Here is a 24,500-nt window from a genome sequence, read left to right on the forward strand (position 1 = left end):
AGCAAACTTACAGTATGCTCTTAACTTTCAGGTAAATTATCTGGGGCTGGCCCTTGCGCATAATAACAATCCTCAGTTTTGTGCGTGCATTTTGCAGTAAAATTTTATAGGCCTGTATGTTATTGCTGAAGTTACCTTCCATACCCACTATAATATCCCCACTTTGAAACCCCGCAGCTTCAGCAGGAGAGCCTTTTATAATATCAGTAACCGTAATGGCGCCGTTTATTAAATAAATACCGAGGCCAGTGTAAGAATAGTCGAATGAATCAAGGTAATGCTTATTTGGTTTGATATAAATTTCCTGCAATGGATAATTTATCCAGGCATTAAACCGCCTGAGAAGGTCGTTTCCCAAAAGGCCGCCTAAAACAGGATAATTGGTAACATTATAATCGTCTGAAAAAATATAGGCCGGCACTTTACGAAACCGGTAAGGCCCTATTTTAACTTCTTTTACCACGGAGAGCATCATATCTGTTTTTCCGCCCAGGCCTTCGGCCTGCGATAAAAACATTTTTCTTTTCTTTTTAAAAATAACGCTGTCTTTTGCAAAGTCATCATTCATCAATATACACAAGCCTGCACCGGTATCAAGATAAAATTTGGCGAACACTTTATTGGCGTCTTTTACACTTGCCATTTGCATAGGCAAGGTTGAAAACTGAGGTTTTAGAAGATGGCCGCCCCTCGGGTATTTATAAGTGCCTACGGTGTAAACTCTTACCAGCTGTTCATCATAATCAATATTAACAATATAACGGCGGAAAAAACTATAGCCGATAATACCGTCTATATGCATGCCATAAGCGCTGGATAAAATTTCATAATCATTTATATGAAAATCGAGATTGGTTACGGTAAGGCCGGGCAGGTTAAGCGAGTGATTTTTGGCAAATGAAACATATTTCATACCTGCAATGCCACGCACAATGCGGTCGCTTGGTTCAAGCTTAAGATTATAATATGTGCAGGTTGTTGAATCGAGCGATATGCCGCCGCTGCCGGTGTCGAGCACAAAATTCAGGGTGTCCTGCAAACTGTCTAATGTGCCGTGTATAATAATAATACCACCGGTTAATTGTGTAAAAGCGAAAGAGGTGATGATTTTTGCCGGTGGCGGTACAAATTCTTCCTGTGCTGCGAGCTTAATACCTGAAAAAACAAGAATCAGAATATAGATAAATTTTATGTTGCGCTTAAAATCCGTGGCATTTTTCAATAGTTTAGTATTATTCCTGTAATAATGGTTCATTGGTGTTATTGCAGTTATGAAAGTACGTTAGCTTTAAGGCAAATCCAAACCTCTGATGTAAATATAAAGCTGCGTTTGGTTAGTTTCAAACCGTTAAGCAGCACAACATATTCTTCAGTAATTTTGCCGTTGCATTTTAAAACAGCAATCGTTTAATAAAAGACAACCTCCTAAAGATGAATGTTGCAACGTTGTACCAAAAGGCCTTAGGTTTTGAATTTTTAAGTGTTGAAGAAGGCGTTTATCTTTTTGAACATGCGCCATTAACCGACTTAATGCAGGTGGCCAATGAGCTGCGCAAAAAGCAGGTGCCACACGGAAAGGTTACCTGGCAAATAGACCGTAATGTAAACACCACCAACGTATGCGTGGCCAATTGTAAATTCTGTAATTTTTACCGCATACCCGGCCACCCGGAAGCATATATAACTGATATGCCTGTGTATCGTAAAAAAATACAGGAAACATTAAAATATGGCGGCGATCAATTGCTGCTGCAGGGCGGCCATCATCCCGGCTTGTCACTGGACTTTTATACAAATACCTTCAGGCAGATTAAACAGGAGTTTCCCACTATAAAATTGCATGCTTTAGGGCCGCCCGAAGTGGCCCATATATGCAAGCTGTCAAAAAAGCCGCACCGTGAAGTTTTAACCGAATTAAAAAATGCAGGGCTTGATTCACTGCCGGGCGCCGGCGCTGAGATTTTAATTGACCGGGTAAGAAGGCTGATAAGCAAAGGCAAATGTGGTGCGGATGAATGGCTGACCATTATGCATGAGGCGCATGAATTGAATATTACTACCAGCGCCACCATGATGTTTGGCCATGTGGAAACTATAGAAGAACGGTTTATTCACCTGGCGCGTATCCGCGAAGTGCAAGCCATGAAGCCGGAAAATGCCAAAGGTTTCCTTGCCTTTATTCCATGGACTTTCCAGGATGTGGATACGCTACTGGCACGCATACGCGGTGTACATAATCTTACTACAGCCGAAGAATATATAAGAATGATTGCCATGAGCCGTATTATGTTGCCTAACATTAAAAATATACAGGCAAGCTGGTTAACGGTTGGCAAACAAACGGCGCAGCTTTGCCTGCACGCCGGCGCCAACGATTTTGGCAGTATTATGATTGAGGAAAACGTAGTAAGCGCTGCCGGCGCCCCGCACCGGTTTACTTACAAAACCATGCAGGAGGCTATTAAAGAAGCTGGTTTTGAACCCCAGTTGCGCAACCAGCAATACGAATGGCGTGAATTGCCTGAAACAATCGTGGAGCAGGTAATAGATTATTAGCATTGTTATTGCCCGGTTTATGTATCGCAAGGCATACCTGCCTTGCATGCTATTGTATTTGTTTCATTACCGGTTGATTTAAAAATTGTTTGAAAAATGAAATCATTTAAATCCATCTTTCCATTCGATCAGACGGAAATAGCCGAATATAAAATAATGGATAATGCAGCCATTGATAATGCATTGACCCTTTCAGAAAAAATATTCCCGCACTGGAGCGGCAAGCCGTTTGAATACCGTGCCGAAATACTGAAGAATGTTGCAAGGCTGTTGCTGGAAAGGAAGGAGAAGTTCGCAGCGCTTATGACCAGTGAAATGGGCAAAGTTCTAAAAGAAGCGGTGGCGGAGGTGGAAAAATGCGCTTTGGGTTGTAATTATTATGCTGAAAATGCCCAACAGTTTTTGCAGGATGAAATAGTTAAAACAGGTTACAAAAAAAGCTTTATTGCTTACCAGCCCATCGGTGCTGTGTTTGCCATCATGCCCTGGAATTTTCCGTTCTGGCAGGTGTTCAGGTTTGCGGCGCCCACGCTAATGGCCGGTAATGTGGCTTTGCTCAAGCATTCGCCAAATGTTTGCGGCTGCTCGCTGGCAATTCAGCAATTGTTTGAAGATGCGGGCGCAGCACCTGGTGTTTTTCAATCTTTAATTGCAGATACGGATATAACGGAAAAAATCCTTTCCAGCAATATTGTTCAGGCCGTTTCTTTAACCGGCAGTGAAAAAGCGGGGAGCAGCGTGGCGGCTATTGCTTCGGCCCATATAAAAAAATCGGTTTTGGAATTAGGCGGTTCGGATGCCTTTATTGTTTTGTCCGATGCGGATGTGCAAAAGGCAGCCACTGTTGCAGTTGCTTCCCGCATGCAAAATACAGGGCAGAGCTGCATTGCCGCCAAACGTTTCCTGGTAGCAGATGAAGTGGCGGATGATTTTACAGAAGCCGTGAAACAGGAAATTAATAAACTGAAACAAGGTGACCCTTTTGATGCTTCAACCACCACAGGGCCTATGGCAAGATTGGATTTGGCCGAAAAACTGCAGGTTCAATTACAAGCTTCCGTAGCAAAAGGCGCTGAAATTGTTTTGGGCGGAACGAGAAGCGGCTGCAATTATCAACCCACCTTATTATTGAATGTGCAACCCGGCATGCCTGCCTTTGATGAAGAAACCTTCGGGCCTTTATTCAGCATTACGAGGGTAAAGGGTGAAGAGGAAGCCATTGCACTGGCTAACAATTCCCGCTATGGCCTGGGTGGAAATATCTGGACGAAAGACCTTGAAAGGGGCATTATGTTGTCAAAAAAATTAAACAGCGGCTCTGTGTTTATTAATTCAATGGTGAAATCTGAACCGGCGCTGCCCTTTGGCGGTGTAAAAAAATCCGGTTATGGAAGAGAACTGAGCAAGCACGGCATAATGGAGTTTGTAAATGTGAAAACGATAACCGTGTCTGAGTAGCTGCTATTGTTGTTTTTGGGAATTATACTTTGGCTGCAATGAGGCCGGAAAACACTGTTCCCAGGCTAATAATTCATGCTTTTATCTCAAATGTTTATTCTTTTTGCCTGAATGTTCGCGTTCTGAGCTCAAACGTTTGCCCTTTTTGCTCCGGCATTCATACTCTGAGCTCAAACATTCTCTCTTTTAGCTTGAACGTTTGTGCTCAAAGCTCAAACGTTTGCCCTTTTAGCCTGAATGTTCGAGTTCTGAGCTCAAACGTTTGCCCTTTTTGCTCCGGCATTCATACTCTGAGCTCAAACATTCTCTCTTTTAGCTTGAACGTTTGTGCTCAAAGCTCAAAAGTTTATTCTTTTTGCCTGAATGTTCGAGTTCTGAGCTCAAACGTTTGCCCTTTTTGCTCCGGCATTCATACTCTGAGCTCAAACATTCTCTCTTTTAGCTTGAACGTTTCTGCTCAAAGCTCAAACGTTTGCCCTTTTTGCCTGAATGTTGGTGCTCAAAGCTCATTAAAACTAATTTCCTGTAAAATGTGGGTTATTCCGCTTCCGTTAATTTAACTGCGGATCGATGGGATAATTTATTAGTTGTTCATACTGGCCGCCCAACTGTTTTAAAGCCTGCTTCCATGCTGAATCTGCTTTGGTGTCAAAAACCAGTTCGGAATTGCCGGAAGTTACCAGCCATGTTTTTATATTCATTTCCTCCTGCAATTGGCCTTCGGCCCAGCCGCTATATCCTAAAAATAAGCGCACATCGTTTCTTGACAGCCTGCCGCTTTGCAGCATTTCCACCAGTTCATCAAATTCACCACCCCAAAAAATATCTCCGGTAACTCTTTCGCCGCCGCTGATTAAACCGGGGCAGCGGTGCAAAAAATGAACGGTATCCTGCTGCACCGGCCCGCCATAAAAAACGGGAAAACTGCAGCCTTCAAGATCGCTGATGAGGTCGCCTATTACATAGTCCAGCTGGCGGTTAAGCACAAAACCAAAGCTTCCCTCTGCCTTATGCTCACATAAAAAGATGGTTGTTCGTAAAAAATTCGGGTCTTTTAAAAAGGGATCAGCTATTAATATTGTTCCCGGCTCTAATTTTTCCATAATTGAATGTAATTAAAACAAGCTAAACTTTGTTTTCTGAAACAGAAAATTAATCAGTTAAATTGCTGATAAAGATAATTTACTACTTTCAGCAGGCTGATACAGCAAATATCTTTGTTTAGTAATGAAACCGAGCATGCTAAATTTTTCTCACACAGGGAGATGTTATGGCGAGGTTACATGAGGCATTTAAAAAACAAAAGTGCACGAATGAAACGTGTTTTCCCCATCATCATTGTATTGATTTCTTTATCGCTTACCGGCATAATTTTAATACAGATTAACTGGTTTAAAAACCAGCTTTTAATTCAGCAGGAGCGCTTTATTGACAGGGTTGATAAGGCTGGCCTTGATGTGGCGGAAGACTTAAGCAAGCATGTAATGAGCGGCGGCATGAAGCTGGGCGCCAGGCGGCCAGGTTTCCAGCTATTACCAAACGATTTATCGTTCAGCATTTCCCGCATGCCAACCATTTCTGACCGCTATACCATTGGCGATATACAAAGTAAACTGGTTAAGGCTTTTAATAAAGAAGGTTTGGAGAACCTGCGTTTTGAATTTGCCGTTACTTCCAATTCAGATGATTTTGTGGTTGAAATGCAAAGCGAACACTTTGATAAAGAATCAGCCGATACCACCCATTTTCGCAGGAGGGTTATCCCGATTATACCCGAATCAGGTTCAAACTTTGACGGCCTGTTGGCAAACGAACATCTTTTTATTATTATCCCCGATTTTAAATCGCAGGTATGGCAGTCGCTCACGTGGATGATTGTTTTTTCTGTATTGTTTACGGTAATCATAATAGCTGCTTTTTATATTACGGTAAGAACCATGCTTAACCAGAAAAAAATGAGTGAAATAAAGAGCGATTTTATTAATAATATGACGCATGAATTTAAAACGCCGCTTGCTACTATTTCGCTTGCCGTAGATGCCTTAAAGAACGATAAGGTTATTAATGATAAAGCCAAATGGCAGTACTTCAACAATATTATAAAAGATGAAAACAAAAGAATGAACAAGCATGTTGAAACCATACTGCAGGCAGCATTAATGGAAAAACAGGAGTTCAGGCTTAACCTTGTGCCGGTGCATATTCATGAAATATTAACACAAATTGCAGATAACTATCAGCTGCAACTGCAGGAAAAAAATGGTAAAATAGAGCTGCTGCTGAATGCAACCAACGACACCGTAACAGTGGATGAAGTGCATTTTACCAATATACTTTCCAATCTTATTGATAACGCAATTAAATATTCAAATGAAAACCTGGTGGTTAAGCTGGTAACCCACAGAACTGCCAGGCATTTTATTATACAGGTGCAGGATAATGGAATAGGAATGAGCAAGGAAACGGTTAAAAGAATATTTGAGAAATTTTACCGCGCACATACCGGCAATATCCATAATGTAAAAGGGTTTGGCCTGGGAATGAGTTATGTAAAGAGTGTTATAGATGCGCATAAAGGCAAAATAAGGGTTGAGAGCACGCTTGGAAAAGGCAGCACTTTTACCATAGAAGTTCCCCTTAACCTTGCTGAAGAATAGTGGCCAGGCTTTAATTCAATATGCTTTTTTCCTTTTCTGTCTCAATTTTTTCCTCAAGCTTAATTTTATTCCAGCCGCCAAGCACATTGTACAGGTTGTGAATGCCCTGCCTTTTTAACAAAGAAGCTGCAATAACACTCCTGAAGCCACTTGCACAATGCAGGTAAAGGTTTTGATCGTCTTCAATATTGGCCATGCTTCCCGGGTCGGTAAGGCTGTCCAGCGAAATGTTTACAGCATCCTTCACATGCCCGTCGGCAAATTCGGTTTCTCTTCTTACATCTATTACCACTAACTTTTCATCAAAAGGAATATCCATTGCCAGTTCATCGGCCTCTACATTAATAACCATATCAATATCTCCCCCGGTAGCTTTCCATGCATCAAAACCACCATCAATATAACCGGCAAACCTGCTGAAGCCAACACGGGCAAGCCGCACCACGCTTTCTTTTTCTTTGCCCTGCTCTGTAATTAATAACAGTGTTTTATCAAAAGGTAAAATGCTGCCTGCCCACTCGGCAAACCTGCCATCCAGGCCAATAAATATTGAATTGGGTATAAAGCCGGCAGTAAACTGGGCTGCGGGCCTCGTATCAAGCAGGATAATCTCATCATTATTCACCAGGTTTTTTACTTCCTGCACGCTTAATGGTTTCAAAGCTTTTTCAAGCACGGCGTCTATGCTTTCATAACCCTCCTTGTTTATTTTGGCATTAATAGGAAAATATTGAGGCGGAGCAGAGAGGCCTTCGGTTACGGCTTTAATAAATTCCTCCTTATTGACAGCCTGCAAAGCATAATTGTTTTGCTTTTCATTACCAATGGTACTGGATGTTTGGGGGCCTATATTTTTTCCGCAACTGCTGCCTGCGCCGTGTGCAGGATATACGATTACTTCATCCGAAAGTGGCATAATTTTTTGCTGCAAACTATCGTACATAATACCTGCCAGGTCATCTGCCGTAAGGCTTTCATCTTTTTGAGCAAGATCCGGCCGGCCTACATCGCCAACAAATAAGGTATCGCCTGTGAAAATTGCATGGTCTTTATTGTTCTCATCTCTTAAAAGGTAACAGGAACTTTCCAGCGTATGGCCGGGCGTATGCAATACTTCAATCTGTAATTTGCCAAGCGAAAATATTTCGCCGTCTTTTGCTATATGAACGGGCAGCGCTGTTTTGGTATTCGGGCCATAAATAACGGGGGCGCCGGTAGCCTTGCTTAAATCCAGGTGGCCGCTTACAAAGTCTGCATGAAAATGCGTTTCAAAAATATATTTTATAGTGGCATTTCTTTGTTTGGCAAGCGCAATATAACCTTCAATATCCCTCATGGGGTCAACAATTGCCGCCTCGCCTTCGCTTTCAATGTAGTATGCGGCTTCACTTAAACAGCCAGTATATAATTGTTCAATGTACATAAATACAATTTGAACAAAGGTACAACCGTCCTAAAAAAAGCGTTTAAGTTTAACTAACCAGTTGTTCAATAAAATTGTTTATTTCTTTCAAACGCTTGTAGTTAAGCGAATAAAAAATAAATTTTCCTTCTCTCTGCGTTAATACTATTCCTGCACGGCGCAATATGGCCAGGTGCTGCGATACAACTGACTGTTCGAGCCGCAGGTTTACATAAATTTCTGTAACAGTTATTTTTTGATTTTCATCGATCAGTTTTACCAACAACTGCCTTAGTTTATGATTTAAGGCACGCAAAATAGTTGCAGCCTTTTTTAATCGCAGGAAATCGAGCCTTAGTTCTTCACCTGTGGATTTTTCAGTTATCACAAGAAATTGGGGTGTAACATTCATAAAGAGGTTAATTACATTATATGGGAAAATTATTATAAAAATTGTGCCTGTTTCGTATATAGGTTATTATTTTTTAAAATAAACAGGTTTTAAATAAAGAGGTTCGCTGTAAGCCACGTTTGAAAACGCCTTTTTTAAAAAAGCTTTATTAGCCAAAATTATTAAGGGTTTGGAAATAGAAAGCGGATTTACATCAATTATTTTTTTATAATTTGTTATTTTTTTGAACTTTTCGCTTCCATTTCCTCCGATAACTAAAAAAAATCCTTCTTTTATTTCCTTTTCAAGAAAAGATTCGCTTAAAATCTCGGATGAATAACTTTTTAGTAAGGAGAGGTCTTTATCATACAAAGCAGTAAAAACCTCCATCCGGCGCGCATCAATCATGGGGCAATACAGAACATTTTCTTCAGCAACCTGCGCCTGGAGTTTTAGCGCCAGCGCCATTACGTCAAGTGTGTTGAGCAGAATAAGTGGTTTTTGCAGGGCATAACACAGCGCTTTTGCAGATGAAAGGCCAACCCTTAAACCTGTATAACTGCCCGGGCCATTTGCTACTGCAAATGCTTCAATATCTTTTAAATTGATATTAGCCTGCCTGGCAACTGATTTGATTGCCGGCTCTAAGAACGAAGCATGGTCTTTTTGAGTGGCATGCTGCATTTCAAACAAAATATCTTCTCCGGCACTCAGGATAACCGAGGCTGTTTCAAATGCTGTATTAATGCTGAGGATTAAAGCCAAAATAGATATTTAAGTTTGTTGAGATTCATGTTCAAGTAATGTGGCTATTGTATAACGCGCATCTTTTTCTGCGAGCCGGCTTAATAGATTATAAATATTTTTCAACCCGATTTTCTCGCCCCACTCAAAAGGGCCGTAAGGATAATTTGTACCAAGCCGCATCGCAATATCAATTTGTTGTTTGGTGCTCACATTTTCTTCCAGCGCAAAATAAGCTTCATTAATAATCATGGCAATTATGCGTGCTGCAATAAAACCATAATCATCTTCAGCCCAAATAAATTGCCAGTTAAGTTTTTTAAGTACAGCCTCAGCTTTTTGCACTGTTACCGGATGGCTGCATGCCAGTTCAATAACAGAACGGTTTAAAAAGCCGGGCCAGGCATTCAGCCGTACATAATCAGGCTTATTTATTTGCGGGCCAACACAATTAACAGCATGCACAAAAACCAGCGCATTATCTGTTAATTCATTTGCTGAAATATTTGTATCATCAAAACACAGGTCAAAAAAAACATCTGCAATAATGCCGGAAAGCTTGCCAGCCGGTTCTATCCATTGCACGGTTATGTTTTCCGGGAAGCCTTTTTCCATTAATTCTTTTTGCTGTGCAGCAGCAGCGCGAATAGCAATATGCATAACGTAATTTCAAAACAAAAATACTATGCAGCTAACAGAGATGTTTAAAGAATATAACCTATAAATGTTTTGACGGTAAATTTGTTGTTCTTAAATATCAAATAAGCATGTCAAAACAAATTGTACAAACTGAAAAAGCGCCGGCGCCAATAGGGCCTTACAGCCAGGCGGTAAAGGCCGGTGGGTTTTTATTTATAAGCGGGCAGGTTGCCATAAACCCGCAAACAAATGAACTGGTTACCGGCAGTATTGCTGAAGAAACCCGGCAGGTTTTAGCAAATATTGATGCTATTTTAAAAGAAGCCAATCTCACCTTTCAGCATGTGGTTAAAACGAGTATTTTTTTAAGCGATATGGCTTTGTTTTCCGAAGTGAATGCAATATATGCGGGTTATTTTGATGGCGATTTCCCGGCAAGGGAAACAGTTGCGGTTAAAACATTGCCTAAAAATGTAAACGTTGAAATAAGTATTACCGCCGTTATTCAATTATAATTTTAAAACTTGTTTTAAAAGAAGTGCTTTGCCCAGGCCGCAGCATTATAAGGCCCATTTTATTATTGAAGGCATCCGGCGCAGCGCTTAAATTTTCAATAGCAATGCTGGTGCGGTGTGGCGGTATATACAACTGCAGGTAAGGATAAGATTTTTCCGGCAGGATGGTTAGCTGCAAACCGGAAGTATTGTTGTGCAAGGTGCACGCCGGCAAATCGTTTTCATTCAGTAAAAAACAATTATCAAGTGCTGTTCCGGCAATTAATTCCGGCTGCTGAAATTTATCGTAAGCAATAATTTTTCCTGTTGGAAGCAGGTTGTTATTAAACTCAACCATCCTATTGCTGTTTATTTTCATCAGCAGTTCATCTGTTTTGCAACCTAATGTAAAATACGGATGCCACCCATCGCAAAGCGGCATTGCATCAGCAGTATTGTTTTGTATAATTGTTTCAACGGATAATTTACCCTTGCTTTCAAGCCTGTAAATAATAATGCAGGAATATTTAAACGGATATCCTTCATTTGTTTGTTTATAATCATATTGAAGTGTTACGATAGCCGCATTTTCATCTGCGCCATAGTCTGTTACAGTAAAAACAGCATCATACAGCAAACCATGAATTGCTTCATTCCCTAACGAGAATTTGTTGATGGTATATTGCTCATTATTTACACTATACTTACTATCTGCCAGCCGGCAAACAAAAGGGCTGAGCCTGGCGCTTTTAAATCCGTTTGTAATATCTTCTTTTGCATTTTCGGGAGAAGAAAAGCCATCAATTACATTGAGGCCGTTTAATGAGAAGTTATTAAGCAATGCTCCGAATGCATATATCTCTGCGCTTGTTTTTTCTGCATCGTTTGATAAAAGAACAACGGTAGAATTTCCGTTTTTATTTACTTCAGCACTAAATGCCATTTCAATTCTTTTTTTGTGCAACCGCAATTTTTGAATCAGCTGTTCCGTAATAAAGCCACCAGTTATTTTTATAAAAAGCCAGGCCTTCGGCAAAACAAACATTATTTACTTCGCCGGAAAATTCATAAGGCTGTTCAGGCTTTAAAAAGTAAGTATCCATCCGGTTAATTATTTTGGAAGGATTGTTTTTATCCAGCAGCACCTGGCTAACAGTGTAAGTGCCCTCCGGCAAGCTGGTATCTCCAATCGACGGAATATTCCTGCTGTTATAAATAAGCAATATACCCTTGCTTGTAAGCATGGCCGGTGGCCCGCTTTCAACAAGGTCACAATCAAATGTATGTTTACGCACGGGCACGGCAACCTGTAATGTGGAAATGTTGTTGCCGGCATATACTGAATCTAAATTATTGTCGGGCATTTGCTCCAAAGGCGTCCAATGTATCAGGTCTGTTGAAGTGGCGGTCCATATATATTTATCGCCCCAATACATATAATACAGGCCGTTAATTTTAGAAGCAATTATTTTATTGTTCCTGTAATCTGATACAATTGAACCAGATTTCGACCATATATTTTTATACAGGCTATCGCTGAAAACAGGGCCATGTTTCACCCAATGAACAAGGTCTGTTGATGTGGCAATCATCAGCCTGGCTACTTTTCCATCATAAGCTGTGTAAGTAATATAATAAGTTCCCGAACTATCTTCTGCAAGGCGTGGATCTTCACAGCCGCCGGGCCATTCGTACTTTTTATAAGCATCATTTTCAGGATATAAAACAGGTGCATCATTTCGCAAGAAATGTACGCCATCAACGCTTTTCGCCAGCCCGATACGGGAACACCCGGCGCTGTCCTGTGCCCTGTATAACATAAATAGGGTATCGTTCCTAACCGCAACAGCAGGGTTAAAAACATTCTTTGCTTCCCATTTAACCGGTTTTTGCTGAATGGGACAATTGAATACACGGTCGCCAGGCTGCATTACCGGGTTTACTGAATCTAATTTGTTAAATGGCAGCAGCCATGTGCTGTCAATAACTTCAGTAGGTTCATTTTTTTGCTTATTGGAATTACAGGCTGTAAAAAGCACTGTAGCAGGCAACATATAACGCGCCATCTTCCTGATAAAAGATATCATGGGCTGAAATTAATGAATTAAGAAATTGTATCTCAATACAAATAAATTCTTTCAGCCTTAACCCGTTAAAATGTGTATATAAAAGAAAAGCGGCTTAATTAAATGTTTATCACGCTGTTGCTTCCTCCGAAGATATTTTGGTTTTCACCATCGGCTTCGGGCTCGTTTAACCAGATATTGTCGTTTACGAGATATTTAAATTCGTGATGGGTGTTTTTGGGAAGAGTAATATCGCAGGTAAAACTGCCATCTTTTTTCTTGCTCATTACAACTGAATTTTGCCAGTCGCCATTCAAACCCAATATTTCAACAGTTTCTGCATTATCAAAATTTACAGTGAATTTTACTTTTGAGTAGTCTTTTGTTTTGTAATAGGTTTTTTGTACCATGTTGAAATGTTTTTTTGATTCAGTGTTAATAATGCTGCAAAGAAAAAGTAACCCAAATTAAAATATGTATTTTATACACGGTTGTTGATAAAACCTTTAATAAAAACAAAGTCTAATTATAACTGCCTGATTTTGATATTTCTAAAGCAAACGCCACTGGATTCAACGCTGCTGTGTGACGATTGCAGCCCTATATGTCCTGTATTGGAAGCGCCATAGCCGGGCGCATCTTTCCATTTGCCTGTGGCTTTTTCTTTTTTCCATTCGTCGTTCCACAAGGTATAAGCCACCACTTTTTTACCATTCAGCCAATGTTCCACATTGCCATTTTTTACAATAATTTTTGTTGTATTCCATTCGCCGGGTTTATTGGCCGCTTTAATTGAAGGCGGCTGCATAGCATAATTGGCGCCGGTTTTTTGCCATTCTTCTATTTTTTCAGGAAAGTTATCATCATCAATTAGCTGGTATTCAGGCCCGCTTAAAAATGTTTGATCATAATCTTCCGTTACAAGGTATAAGATACCGCTGTTGCCTTCAGGAGATATTTTCCAGTCAATGCTCAATTCAAAGTTTTTGTAAGCCCCATCGGTTATCAGGTCGGCATTGCCGTTATCTGCTGTGAAACTGCAAAGCATGCCGTCCTGCGCTTTCCAGCCACCCGGTTTATTTTTAAATGTTCTCCACCCGCTTAATGTTTTACCATCAAAAAGCAATTGCCATCCGTCAGCCTTTTCCTGCGGAGTTAATTCGTTATTGGCCACCGTATCTTTTTGCATGAATAATGTATTGGCTTTAGCCTGTGTAAAAACCAGGCCGGAAAAGATGCAAATGACTAAAAAGGTGGATTTTTTCATGTTGAATGTTTAATAAGTAATAATCACAGGCCTAAAAATAGCAATAAGAAGCAAAATAAAGTTCTGACAAACATTTCTTTTATCGGCTAATGGCGGGCATACCATAGGCTTGCATAGGGATCGCTAAACAAAAATCGCTGAAAGCGGCTTGAAAGTGAATCCTGGCCTTCATCGTTGGCATGCAAGCCATCGCTGCTTAAAGTTCTTCGCCAGTAAAAGCCATCGGTTTTGCGGGGAAGGGAGTCGGCCCATTGATAAAAGCCCCAGGTAATCATTGGCGCTAATGGTTTTTCTCCGGTATAACTCAGGCTGTCTTTCCCGTTAATCTGATCTTCAATAGCCCATTTGCATGCCCATCCGAAATAATAAGGTGAAGGTTCGGTATTCCAGGCGGGACCAATATTAAACGTTCGCGGCCTGCCTAAAACATACAAAACTTTTAGGTTTGGAAAAACTGCCTTCATGGTGCGCATGCAGGTTTCAATTTTAAGTTTAACAAGATCAGGCCTTTCAGGAAATTTTCTCGCGGTTACGCTGTCGTCAGTTTCCAGGTACGCTACCTGCACCTGCTTAGGGGTTGAATTGTGCAACTTAATTATGCTCAATACATGCGTCCAGTAGTCTGATGTGCTGTCGGCAATAATAAAAAGTGGCGCCCGGCCTGCAGGTTGGTTGCCATTCATCAACTTAAGCTTCGGATTTACAGCAGGATTATCTTTCGTTTTATCAATAAGCGCTGTCATATTTTTACCACCAGTGCTCGCACCCAGTGAAATAAATACGATATAACCATCGCCGGAAGGATTGCCATTTTCATCCCTGGGAATGATAGCTTTACTGGCTTCCAGTAAATCCTGTGCATATTGTCCCGATGGTTCATTCAGGCCATTTGGGTATAATCCTCCCACATAACCCATGTACAGGTTTTTGCCAAGATCATTTAAAGGGATAGATGAAGCCGTATCGAATGGAATGTCGGAAACCGTATCAGTTGGCACGCCGGATGTGTCTTCACCGCCGGGCTGATTGTCATCGATTGTTCGGGGATGATAATCTTTGTTGCAGGTTATAAAAAGCAATAGTATAATGAGTGCAGGTAATATTGCTTTCATAGTGGATTTCTTTTGATTATAAACGGGTTGAAGATACAAAAAAGCTTGGAATGGGTGTCTTATAGTCCAAGTTTTTCTATTGCCGACTGTGCTGCCAGCTGGCTGGCGTCTTTTTTATTATAACCTTTTCCCTGGGAAAGAACATTGCCATCCAGTACTACGGCAATAGTAAAAACACGCCTGTTGCCGTCCAGTTTTTCATGTACAGTTTCAAACTCGAGTTTTTTGCCGTTTTTGCTTGCCCAGCCAATGAGCTTATTTTTAAGATTGATATCTATTTGCTCAAGGTCTTCTACAAACACATAGGGCAAAATAATCTGGCGTATAATCCAGCGCTGGGCTTTTTTATAGCCTTTATCTAAATACACGGCGCCGACAAGAGCTTCGAGCGTGTTGCCAAAAATCTGGCTTCCTTTAAGAAAATTGTCGAATTTATTATAGAGGGTAAGTTTTTTTATACCCATCTTAAGCGCAATATCATTTAACTGTTGCCGGTTTACCATCTTACTCCTCATTTCAGTAAGAAAGCCTTCACCCTTGTAAGGATAGCGTTTAAAGAGATAGTCTGCAACAACTGCGCTTAAAACAGCATCGCCCAAAAATTCAAGCCTTTCATTATTTTCATCAGCATTTTCCTTTACTGAACGGTGGCTTAGCGCCGTGTAGTACAAAAAATAATTACCGGGCTTTATGCCAAGCACGTTTTTAAGCTGCTTTTCAAGGCGGCTTGTTTTGCTTGATTTGAACAAATGCTGTATCAAATATTACGGTATATATTCTTTAAAAACAACACAGGCATTATGGCCTCCAAAACCAAAATTATTACTTAAAGCAGCCCTTATTTTTCTGGCTTGCGGCTTGTTAAAAGTAAAATTTATATCGGTATCAAATTCAGGGTCGTCTGTAAAATGATTGATCGTAGGGGGTACAATACTTTCGTTTATGCTTTTTATGCAGGCAATGGCTTCAAGGGCGCCGGCTGCACCAAGGCAATGCCCGGTCATAGATTTTGTTGAGCTGATATTGATGTTTTTGATATGTTCCCCAAAAACATTTTGTATAGCTTTTACTTCAGCAAGGTCGCCCAGTGGAGTGGATGTGCCATGTGTATTTACATAGTCAATTTCAGATGGCGACATATCAGCGTCATCCAATGTAGATATCATTACTTTTTTTGCACCTAAGCCTTCAGGATGCGGTGCGGTAATATGGTAGGCATCTGCAGAAGCGCCGCCTCCGGCTAATTCAGCATAAATTCTGGCGCCTCTTTTCAAGGCATGGTCCAGGCGTTCAAGCACCAGGATGCCTGCACCTTCACCCATTACAAAACCATTTCGGTCTCTATCATAAGGGCGGCTTGCGGTTTTAGGGTCATCATTCCTTTCGCTGAGCGCTTTCATGGAGCTGAAACCACCCAAAGCTGCTTCGCAAACGCCCATTTCAGAGCCGCCGCATAATATGAAATCAGCTTTATTCAGCCGTAAATGATATAAGCCCTCAACCATGGCATTATTGCTGGATGCGCAGGCGCTTACTACGGCAAAATTTGGCCCGCGCAAATTGTATCGTATGGATATATGACCTGCGCCTATATCACAAATTATTTTAGGGATAAAGAAAGGAGAGAACCTTGGCGTCCTGCTATTTGTGCCATAATTAATGCATTCTTCCTGGAAGCTAAGGAATCCACCAATGCCACTGCTGAAAATAACACCACCACGGTCCGGATCGTAATTCTCTGTTTCAAGGCCGGCGTCAGCCATCGCTTCGTCTGCGGCAGCTATGGCAAGCTGTGCATAAGGATCTAATTTACGTGCTTCCTTTTTGTCGATATAATTCAGCGGATCAAAATTCTTAACCTGGCAGGCAAACTGCGTTTTGAATTTTGATGTATCGAAAGTATTAATATAATCAGCTCCTGAAACACCATTTATGAGGCCTTGCCAATATTCATTAACATTATTGCCAATTGAAGTTAAGGCGCCCATTCCGGTTATTACAATCCTATCGTATTTTGGCATTTGTTAGAGGGGTAAAACTAAAAATTCGCCTGTTATGCAAACACACAACAGGCGCATTAAATTTAGTGACGAGTAAAATTATTTTGCGTGTTCTTCCAGGTAAGTTACGGCCTGGCCAACAGTTGTAATTGTCTCAGCCTGCTCATCGGGAATGGAAATATTGAATTCTTTTTCAAATTCCATAATTAGCTCAACTGTATCAAGAGAGTCTGCTCCAAGATCATTCGTAAATGAAGCTTCATTAGTTACTTCAGCTTCTTCAACGCCTAATTTATCTACTATAATCTTTTTAACTCTGGTAGCGATGTCTGACATTTTAAAAAGTTTTGTTACGGGGCAAAAATATAATTTTTACCCAAAAATAAATTTTTTCGATAATTTTTGTTTTAGTTTTATTTCAACATCTTTTTGCTGCCTTTTATACCGTGTTATAAAATTAAATTTTGTATAACTTTCTTTCTTAAAATAAAAAGTGTATGGCTATAAAAGTGATTGATCATGGGTCTGACGATTATAAACAAATGATCGCTTTGAGACAATTACTTTTACGCAAACCGCTTGGCCTCAATTTTAGTGATGATGAACTGGCTGAAGAAGAAAGCGATATTTTAATAGGATGTTTTGATGAAGATAAACTTGAAGGCTGCTGCCTTCTCACAGAAAGTGCGCCAGGCGTTTTACGCCTGCGCCAGATGGCTGTGATTTCGGGGCTGCAAGGCAAAGGCGTGGGCCGTGCTATTTTGCAGTTTGCTGAAAATATAGCCCGGGACAGAGGTTATAAAAAGATGGTTATGCATGCCCGTAAAACTGCCACTGGTTTTTATGAAAAACTTGGGTACACAATTATGAGCGAGGAATTTATTGAAGTGTCAATACCGCATTATTTGATGGAAAAAGACCTATGATTTTCCTTTCCTGATATTATCCTGCAGCAGCGTTCTCACGCCAGATGTTTCATCGCTCCCAAGATTATTCTTCGGAACAAGAAAAAAAGATTTTGGCGAAAAATAAAGATGAAAAAAATAAGGCGTTTCAAAATAATTGCTGAACCTGTTCCATTCCCATTCTACTCTTCCTTTATCATTTTCCAGCGCTATATATGAGGGCTGAAAGTAAATAGTAAAACTTTCTTTAAAAGTGAGTGAACGTTTATATACAATGGCCGGCATTAAAAACCAGAAAGAAATGAGAAAGAAAAACCAAATAAAAGCGCCTAATAAAAATGGCTGCGGATGTATTTTCCCCGAAAAATATAATACACCGGAAATAATGTCGAATAAAATAATAATAATGAACAATAACTTTATTTCCCGCTGAGCAATAAAGTGGTAACGCAGCGCCTGGAGCACTTTCTTTTTGTTATACGAAAAACTAAAATGCATTAGCTGTAACGATTATTAGAAATCGTGGTAAAGATTGTAAAGACTGGTTTTAATACCAAAAGAAAAATAAAATTCAGACTGGTTTACAATGGAAGACTTCCTGCTGCGGTAGGCTATACTCGCCTGTACCCCCAGCCTGTTTGCGGGGTTTATAAGATAGCCTGCAATAAGCTGGTTGTAAGAATATTTTGTTTTAATGCCCTGGCCTGTTTTAGTGCCAAATTGCGGAATGCCTTCTTCGCCTCCCCATAAATCTTCGCCATTATTATAAGGAACGCCGGGGTTTTCTCCACGTACTGTATAAAGATTCTCAAGTGAACCATACCAGCGTTTATTGGAATAATTAAACAGCGAAATAACTTCGTTATAGTTGGCCGCAAAAGGTGTGGTAAGCGATTGATAAAAATGCGTGTAGTTTAGGCTGATATTGTTGCCTACCCCATGACCGTAAATATAAGGGCGCACACTATTCCATTCCAGCCTGTGCGATAAACCCTGCACATTAAAAATGTCTTTATTCCACATACCTAACTGGAAAGCATATTTATTGCCATAGAATTGAGAATGATTATCCAGCGATTTTTTTATAAATATATCATCCAAAGCCGCCTGGCCATAAACAAATCCTTTTTTATATATTTTATATTTCACATTAAGGCCCATCATCGCATTATCAGGTGAGCCAAGTGTAAACTCAACCGGCCTTGTAAAAATGATTGGGTTTAGATATTGCACATCAAAGCCCCTGTTGAAATTGGTATCTTTTGCAATCCAGGTTACTGCATCAAACAAACCTACCTGCAGTTTTTTTGTATTAAAGCCGAGGTAATGAATGGTGCTGTATTTAGGCTGCGGCCTTCCATCAACTTCATACCAGAAATTATTGGTATAATGATTATACAAAACATTATAGGTTAATTTCCATAACCGCGCCTGCAATCGCACATAAGGATAGTTGTTGGCATTGTCAGATAACAGCAAACTTCTGTAACCGTCACCAATAAAATTTTTACCATAGCCGCCGGCTATTAAAAGATATTTATTAGGTGTATAGGTTACATTGAAATTGAAATTGGTATAAGCAAACCTGTTGCCATTTGTAAGTTTAGCCGAGTTTTCTCCCGGGATAATATACCTGCCTGATGCAGGGTCAAACCGGTTATATTTTGCATAAATAATACTATCTAAGTATTGGGGATATTCATTCAGATTAGTAATTATGCCAAGATTGAATGACAGCTTTTTATTGAAAGTGGCCTGCATGTTTATACCGGCGCCAAAATTTACCAATACACCATCTTTTTCATTTGATTTACCCAGGCCTGCATCAAGATATGGATCGAGCGTAAAAACGCTGTTGGGGCCAACTGCCCTTACCATATTCGTGTTCATCAGGTCGCCCTTTAAAGCTGATCCCAAACCGAAAACACTGTCTTGCAATGTTGATTTATGTATGATGTTCAACCGCTCGAGTTCCAGCCAGTTTTGAGAGCGAAAACCGGTGAAAACAGAAGAGTCGGCATCTATCAATAATTCATTTAACCTGTTTTGAACGTTTTGATTCAAGGGTATTTGCTGTGCATGCAGTAAACTGCCAGTGCCCAAAAAAGCGAAAAAGCATATTGATAAATACCGCAGTTTTTTCAAAGCATTGTATTTAAAAATCATAAATAAGCTTGCGGAAAGTAAAACGAACGCCAAAATAAAAATACAGGTCTTTGTAATTGCTTAATTTATTGGATTCCTTCCTGTAAACAGCGCCGGTTTCTAATCTCAGGTTCGTTTTTTTGTTTAAAATATAAGCCAGCCTAACATCGCCATAGAAGAGCTTTGTGTTTAAGCCCTGGCCTGTTTTAACGTTGCCGCTTGTTGTATGCGTGTCAAGCGGCTTAAAAATATCGCGGCCATAGTTAACTAAAGCTGATGAATCGTTGCCGTAACGGGCCACCATAGTTTCCACCCTTGCATACCATCTGTTATAAGTATAATCAGCCACCAAAAGGCCTTCCTTAAAATTGGCGCCAAGCGGATGGGCGAGTGACTGACCATTATGAATGTAGGCTGTGGTAATTGTGTCCGATGCATAGCTGTATGGCCTTACCGTATTAAATTCAAGTTGCGCATTTAAATTATCTACCTTAAACAGGTTGCCTGCACGAACGCCTATTTGAAAACCGTTTCGTTTTTCCCAGTCTTCACTGCCGCTTTTATCCAGCATAAATTGCGCATAAGCTGTAACGGTGGGCACGATTGTATATTTTACATTCAAACCATAGATGTCATTATTTTTTAAGCCTGAAGGCGATTCAGATGCATGGGCGAAAATGATGGGGCTAAAATGTGTTAAGCCCAAGTTAGTTTCGCGATCTGCATTTTCCATTGAAGAAACCACCGCATTAAAAATGCCGATATTTAAATTTTTGGTGGCATGCCAGTCGAGCAGATAAGTCTGGCCCCATTTGCGCGGAAACCCGGCGGCATAAATACTGTTATCTCTTTCAACCATATATTCTGAATACATCACAGAATATTGAAAATTGCCAAAGGTTAAAGCCGTGCGGAAATAAGGATAACTAATATTATAATCGCTGAGCAATAAAGAGCGATAGCCATCGCCTATAAAATTTCTTCCATAACCAAGATCAAAGAGAACGTGTTTGCTGGGCGTGTAAATAAGTTTTGCAGATGAATAACTGAAATCAAAACCCTTATCATTGAACCCTTTGTAGCGGTTTTCAAACGGTACCACCCGGTTTTTTCTTATGAAGCTATCTACGTAGCCCGGAAAGTTAGCCTGGTTTTCATACAGCTCCGTCTGGAAATAAAATTTATCGCCAACATTCCCGTTTAATTGAAAGCCCCTTGTATTGGTATAAATAAATCCTGATTTGTCGGAATTATTAGTTGACGTTGGGATTTTACGATGGGTTGAGCCTGCAAATTCATCAAAAATTATATCGCCGAAAATATTAAAATCAGGCTGCTGTACCTGCAGTAAATGCTCTTCAAAAAATTTACGGTAAAGCCAGGTTTGATTACTTTTTTGATAAGTTGAATCTGTGTAAAGAACCGGTTTCCATGCGGTATGCGCAAAAGTGTCGGTATTGTATAAAACAGATTGCTGGTTAAAATCATTGGTAACACGCAAAACCGGCGCCTGGGCGTTTAGGTTTAAAGCAGATAAAAGCAAAATAAGGCAGAATAAAAGTAACAGCTTGTTAGCATTTTGTGTGTTGCTCATTCAGGAGGCTGATTTGCTGAAGCGGTAAAAGTACTTATAAAAATGATAAGTACTTAAACGGGATTTCCTGCTGAATTATTTTGCCAGGGATAATTGTAATTCAGGAATGAGTAGGTTAACAGCTAAAACTTCAGTTACATATTGTTGCATTATTTTATCAAGACAGAGATGCTTTTCTGCATAGCTTCTTGCGTTTATTTGCAGCGTATTATCATTTGTTGCAAGTGCTTTTTCAAAGCATTTCTTTAATTCCGTTATATCTTCAGGCAAGCATACAAGGCCAAGATTATTATTCACAACTGTATTATACAAAGCCGAGCCTTTTTCTGCAGTTACTGCAACAAGCCCGCCAACAGAACAAATATTGCCAAGCTTTGACGGCATAACAAGATTGGCTACACCGGCCTTTTGTATAATAAGATGCACATCTGCCGTGTTTAAAAATTCGTTCAGTTTTTCTTCCGGCTGCAGCGGCAGAAAGCGTATATTGTCCAGCTTCATTTCAGCAGCTTTTTGTTCCAGCTCCATTTTATAGGGGCCGGTGCCGCAAATAATAAATTGGGCCTGCTTTTGTTCCTGCTTAAACTTCTCTGCAACCCATAATACATTTTCGAGCCCTTGTTTTTCACCAATAGCCCCTGAATATAAAATAACCGGTGTATAAGGCTTTAAGCCGAAGGATTCCTTTAAGGCTTCATTATTTTTTATGCGATAGAAATGGTTTGTATTGGTCCAGTTAGGAAACAGGTATATTTTTTTATCTGTTTTTGTTTGTGCTTTTTCCTGAATGCCTTTTGATATAGTACTTATCCTGTCGGCTTTCCTTAAAATGAAACTTTCAATTTTAAACAATATGCCAAGCAGCATTTTAGAAGAAATCATATTCAGTTCTTTTGCAGCATCCACCTGCAAGTCCTGTATATGGTATAAAAATTTCGCTTTTGATATAGATTTATAAAAAGCAGCGGCTACGCCTAATGGCAATGGCGGCGCAACCGTCATTACGTAATCAAACTTTTTGCCGGTAAGGCTGATAAGTTTAAAAATGACGGAAATAAAAAATGTAAAATCAAACAACATTCTTTTTGCACCGGTGGGGTTTGCCGGCGTGTAATGCGGGCAGCGGTAAACCATTATTTTATTATTACCCGCTGTAATTTTTACTTCCCTGGTAAATCTTTTACTGCGCTTATTATACGGCGGCTGCACTTTCCAATAAGGATAATACGGATAGGTAGAAATTACGGTGCATTCAAACCCGTTATCGGCTAACCAGTCTATCATTTCGCTGTTATAACGGCCAATGCCTGTAGGTTCAGGGTAATAGTTCCCTGCAATGAGCAGTAGTTTTGAGTTCATGTGGATAAGCAATCTTTTATAGCAAGCAAGGGCTTTGTTGAAATCGTTGTGTTTGCTGTAATTTCTTTAGCCGGTTTTTGCTATTGGGTACGAATACAAATGAATAAAAAGTTTTTAAAAATTTATAAGGTTGTATAAAAATTATTAGTGTATTAAATATATTTTCCCGGCAACGATAAAAGCTTTTGGAAAGCATTTTAATAAGCCATTTTATCTCCTCTTAAAATAGCAATAAATGTAAGGATCATAATTTTAATATCAAGCAAAAGGCTCCAGTTTTCCATATACCATATATCATGTGCAACACGCTGTTCCATGAATTGTATATTTTTTATTTCGCCCCTGAATCCATTCACCTGCGCCCAGCCCGTTAAGCCGGGTTTTAAATAAAGCCTTACCATGTAATGATTTACTGCGTTGCTGTATTGTTCGGTGTGATAAAGCATGTGCGGCCTGGGCCCCGCAATGCTCATATCGCCCATAAATACATTTAAAAATTGAGGGAATTCATCAAGGCTTGTTTTTCTTAAAAACCTGCCGACCCTTGTTATCCTGCTGTCTTCTTTAGCGGCCTGGCAGGTATTGGAAACTTCATTTATATGCATGCTCCTGAACTTGAGGCATGTAAAAGGATTATTATCCCGTCCCGACCGGACCTGTGCAAAAAAAACAGGCCCTTTGCTGTCAAGTTTAATTAACAGGCTTACCAGCGGTATAAGCCATGAAAGCACAAAAACAATAACAATGGCACTCACCAGTAAATCAAAGGTTCGCTTAAGCAGCCGTTTATAAAAAGATTTCAGAGGCTCTTTATATTGTTCCAATACAGGCATCCCGCCCAAGTGGTTAACATGATAAACGCCTGTTTCAAAATTTTTATCAGGTGCAATAAAATTAACCCTGATGCAATATTTCTCGGCTTCCCTGGTTAAAGCGGCAATAGGAACGTGCTCTTCATGCTGCATGGAAACATACAGGGCCCTTATGCGGTTTTTCCTGGCAAAGCTTATGTACTCTGATAAAAGTTCGCCTTTACCGCTTTCATTTTTGGTGTTATGCTCCGAATGCCCGGGCATGTTATGATAAAGGCTTAGTTTTAATTTTTTAGCAAATTCACGGGCTTTATCATCATAACCTATTACTGCAATACGCCGGTTTCCGTTTAATATTTTTTGTTTGAAAAAGGTAATGGAAGCAGCGTGCGCATAAATTACCAAAGCGACTAAAGCGTAAATTAATGCCAGTATAAAAAAAGCTATAACAGGAAGATTAAAATATAACGATAATAAAGTGGTAAGCAGGTACATGCTGCAGATGAATAACATCAGCAATTTTTTTCTTTGCGTAAATAGCTTTCTATTGCCTTGTTGTATAATCTTAAGCAGGTTAAAGTTTATTATAATAAAAGCTGCGTTTATAAGGCAGATGGCTATTTTAATATAAACAGCAATAGAAGCATCACTTATAAAGAATAGGGATACAGCAAGCAACGCGTTTAAGCAAGCAATTCTATAAAAAGTAAGTTGCTTATACATATAGCATTGTATAGCAGCAATAAGTAAGGTTATTTTTTGATAATTGGTCCTGAGCTTATTGACGCCGTGTTAATATAAGACGAGAAAAATGATCAAACGTTCCCTTTGCTTATTAAAAATTGATATTTAAAGCGGGGAATTATTTAAAACATGCTTGTTTAAATAAATTCAACTGT

At 39.9% G+C, this 24,500-nt stretch carries 24 protein-coding genes; 5 read left to right on the forward strand and 19 right to left on the reverse strand.

Annotated elements, in window-relative coordinates; translation table 11 throughout:
- Nucleotides 1–7: 7 nt before the first annotated feature.
- Complete coding sequence (locus BM015_RS19120; RefSeq protein WP_090662576.1) at nt 8–1,255, reverse strand: aspartyl protease family protein; 1,248 nt, start codon at nt 1,253–1,255, stop codon at nt 8–10.
- Nucleotides 1,256–1,431: 176 nt separating this feature from the next.
- Between BM015_RS19120 and mqnC the strand changes: the two genes are divergently transcribed.
- Both mqnC and BM015_RS19130 read left to right on the forward strand, forming a co-directional pair.
- On the forward strand, nt 1,432–2,556 hold the full coding sequence (gene mqnC, locus BM015_RS19125) for a cyclic dehypoxanthinyl futalosine synthase (RefSeq protein ID WP_090662578.1): 1,125 nt from the start codon (nt 1,432–1,434) through the stop codon (nt 2,554–2,556).
- Between the two features lie 96 nt (nt 2,557–2,652).
- Nucleotides 2,653–4,014: an NAD-dependent succinate-semialdehyde dehydrogenase gene (locus BM015_RS19130; protein ID WP_090662580.1), complete on the forward strand. Its 1,362-nt coding sequence runs from the start codon at nt 2,653–2,655 to the stop codon at nt 4,012–4,014.
- A 551-nt stretch (nt 4,015–4,565) separates the two neighbouring features.
- On the opposite strand, the gene BM015_RS19135 is transcribed toward BM015_RS19130, so the two are convergent.
- Complete coding sequence (locus BM015_RS19135) at nt 4,566–5,117, reverse strand: YqgE/AlgH family protein (protein WP_090662582.1); 552 nt, start codon at nt 5,115–5,117, stop codon at nt 4,566–4,568.
- 210 nt (nt 5,118–5,327) lie between these two features.
- Between BM015_RS19135 and BM015_RS19140 the strand changes: the two genes are divergently transcribed.
- Nucleotides 5,328–6,671, forward strand: coding sequence for a sensor histidine kinase (locus BM015_RS19140; protein ID WP_090662585.1), 1,344 nt, complete (start codon nt 5,328–5,330; stop codon nt 6,669–6,671).
- A 10-nt stretch (nt 6,672–6,681) separates the two neighbouring features.
- Here BM015_RS19140 and BM015_RS19145 read toward each other — a convergent pair whose 3' ends face one another.
- The 4 genes from BM015_RS19145 to BM015_RS19160 form a co-directional block, all read right to left on the reverse strand.
- Nucleotides 6,682–8,094 carry an MBL fold metallo-hydrolase gene (locus tag BM015_RS19145; protein WP_090662587.1) on the reverse strand — a complete coding sequence of 471 codons (1,413 nt, stop codon included), beginning with the start codon at nt 8,092–8,094 and terminating at the stop codon, nt 6,682–6,684.
- Between the two features lie 49 nt (nt 8,095–8,143).
- Nucleotides 8,144–8,485 (reverse strand): ArsR/SmtB family transcription factor, encoded by a 342-nt coding sequence (locus tag BM015_RS19150; RefSeq protein WP_090662589.1) that lies wholly within the window; start codon nt 8,483–8,485, stop codon nt 8,144–8,146.
- Nucleotides 8,486–8,551: 66 nt separating this feature from the next.
- Complete coding sequence (tsaB, locus tag BM015_RS19155; RefSeq protein WP_177191965.1) at nt 8,552–9,229, reverse strand: tRNA (adenosine(37)-N6)-threonylcarbamoyltransferase complex dimerization subunit type 1 TsaB; 678 nt, start codon at nt 9,227–9,229, stop codon at nt 8,552–8,554.
- A 9-nt stretch (nt 9,230–9,238) separates the two neighbouring features.
- Nucleotides 9,239–9,868, reverse strand: coding sequence for a 3-hydroxyacyl-CoA dehydrogenase family protein (locus tag BM015_RS19160; RefSeq protein ID WP_090662593.1), 630 nt, complete (start codon nt 9,866–9,868; stop codon nt 9,239–9,241).
- A 107-nt stretch (nt 9,869–9,975) separates the two neighbouring features.
- On the opposite strand from BM015_RS19160, the gene BM015_RS19165 reads away from it, so the two are divergent.
- Entirely contained in the window at nt 9,976–10,362 is a 387-nt protein-coding gene (locus BM015_RS19165; protein WP_090662595.1) for a RidA family protein, read from the forward strand.
- On the opposite strand, the gene BM015_RS19170 is transcribed toward BM015_RS19165, so the two are convergent.
- The 8 genes from BM015_RS19170 to BM015_RS19205 form a co-directional block, all read right to left on the reverse strand.
- The gene (locus BM015_RS19170) at nt 10,349–11,284 is read right to left on the reverse strand and encodes an aldose 1-epimerase (protein ID WP_177191966.1); all 936 of its coding nucleotides are present in this window, start codon (nt 11,282–11,284) and stop codon (nt 10,349–10,351) included. The two genes, BM015_RS19165 and BM015_RS19170, sit on opposite strands and share 14 nt — an antisense overlap.
- 1 nt (nt 11,285) lies before the next feature.
- Complete coding sequence (locus BM015_RS19175; protein ID WP_218148568.1) at nt 11,286–12,428, reverse strand: glycoside hydrolase family 130 protein; 1,143 nt, start codon at nt 12,426–12,428, stop codon at nt 11,286–11,288.
- 98 nt (nt 12,429–12,526) lie between these two features.
- The gene (locus BM015_RS19180) at nt 12,527–12,817 is read right to left on the reverse strand and encodes an isoamylase early set domain-containing protein (protein ID WP_090662599.1); all 291 of its coding nucleotides are present in this window, start codon (nt 12,815–12,817) and stop codon (nt 12,527–12,529) included.
- A gap of 116 nt (nt 12,818–12,933) precedes the next feature.
- Nucleotides 12,934–13,674 carry a 3-keto-disaccharide hydrolase gene (locus BM015_RS19185; protein WP_245751506.1) on the reverse strand — a complete coding sequence of 247 codons (741 nt, stop codon included), beginning with the start codon at nt 13,672–13,674 and terminating at the stop codon, nt 12,934–12,936.
- An 86-nt stretch (nt 13,675–13,760) separates the two neighbouring features.
- Nucleotides 13,761–14,786, reverse strand: a complete 1,026-nt coding sequence (locus tag BM015_RS19190) for a hypothetical protein (protein WP_090662601.1) — start codon at nt 14,784–14,786, stop codon at nt 13,761–13,763.
- A gap of 59 nt (nt 14,787–14,845) precedes the next feature.
- Nucleotides 14,846–15,547: a ribonuclease III gene (gene rnc, locus BM015_RS19195; RefSeq protein WP_090662602.1), complete on the reverse strand. Its 702-nt coding sequence runs from the start codon at nt 15,545–15,547 to the stop codon at nt 14,846–14,848.
- 3 nt (nt 15,548–15,550) lie between these two features.
- Nucleotides 15,551–16,807, reverse strand: coding sequence for a beta-ketoacyl-ACP synthase II (fabF, locus tag BM015_RS19200; RefSeq protein WP_090662604.1), 1,257 nt, complete (start codon nt 16,805–16,807; stop codon nt 15,551–15,553).
- Nucleotides 16,808–16,885: 78 nt separating this feature from the next.
- Nucleotides 16,886–17,122, reverse strand: coding sequence for an acyl carrier protein (locus BM015_RS19205; RefSeq protein WP_090662606.1), 237 nt, complete (start codon nt 17,120–17,122; stop codon nt 16,886–16,888).
- A gap of 161 nt (nt 17,123–17,283) precedes the next feature.
- On the opposite strand from BM015_RS19205, the gene BM015_RS19210 reads away from it, so the two are divergent.
- Nucleotides 17,284–17,712, forward strand: a complete 429-nt coding sequence (locus BM015_RS19210; RefSeq protein ID WP_090662608.1) for a GNAT family N-acetyltransferase — start codon at nt 17,284–17,286, stop codon at nt 17,710–17,712.
- Here BM015_RS19210 and BM015_RS19215 read toward each other — a convergent pair.
- The 5 genes from BM015_RS19215 to BM015_RS19235 all read right to left on the reverse strand — a co-directional run bounded on the left by BM015_RS19215 (nt 17,707) and on the right by BM015_RS19235 (nt 24,324).
- Complete coding sequence (locus BM015_RS19215) at nt 17,707–18,189, reverse strand: YcxB family protein (protein ID WP_090662610.1); 483 nt, start codon at nt 18,187–18,189, stop codon at nt 17,707–17,709. The genes BM015_RS19210 and BM015_RS19215 overlap by 6 nt on opposite strands.
- 15 nt (nt 18,190–18,204) lie before the next feature.
- Nucleotides 18,205–19,836 carry a hypothetical protein gene (locus BM015_RS19220; protein WP_143075926.1) on the reverse strand — a complete coding sequence of 544 codons (1,632 nt, stop codon included), beginning with the start codon at nt 19,834–19,836 and terminating at the stop codon, nt 18,205–18,207.
- 10 nt (nt 19,837–19,846) lie between these two features.
- On the reverse strand, nt 19,847–21,430 hold the full coding sequence (locus BM015_RS19225; protein ID WP_090662614.1) for a hypothetical protein: 1,584 nt from the start codon (nt 21,428–21,430) through the stop codon (nt 19,847–19,849).
- Between the two features lie 75 nt (nt 21,431–21,505).
- Nucleotides 21,506–22,789, reverse strand: coding sequence for a WcaI family glycosyltransferase (locus BM015_RS19230; protein ID WP_090662616.1), 1,284 nt, complete (start codon nt 22,787–22,789; stop codon nt 21,506–21,508).
- A 197-nt stretch (nt 22,790–22,986) separates the two neighbouring features.
- Entirely contained in the window at nt 22,987–24,324 is a 1,338-nt protein-coding gene (locus BM015_RS19235; protein WP_090662618.1) for an exopolysaccharide biosynthesis polyprenyl glycosylphosphotransferase, read from the reverse strand.
- Nucleotides 24,325–24,500 lie beyond the last annotated feature (176 nt).

The sequence above is a fragment of the Parafilimonas terrae genome (assembly GCF_900115755.1).
Classification (GTDB): Bacteria; Bacteroidota; Bacteroidia; order Chitinophagales; family Chitinophagaceae; genus Parafilimonas; species Parafilimonas terrae.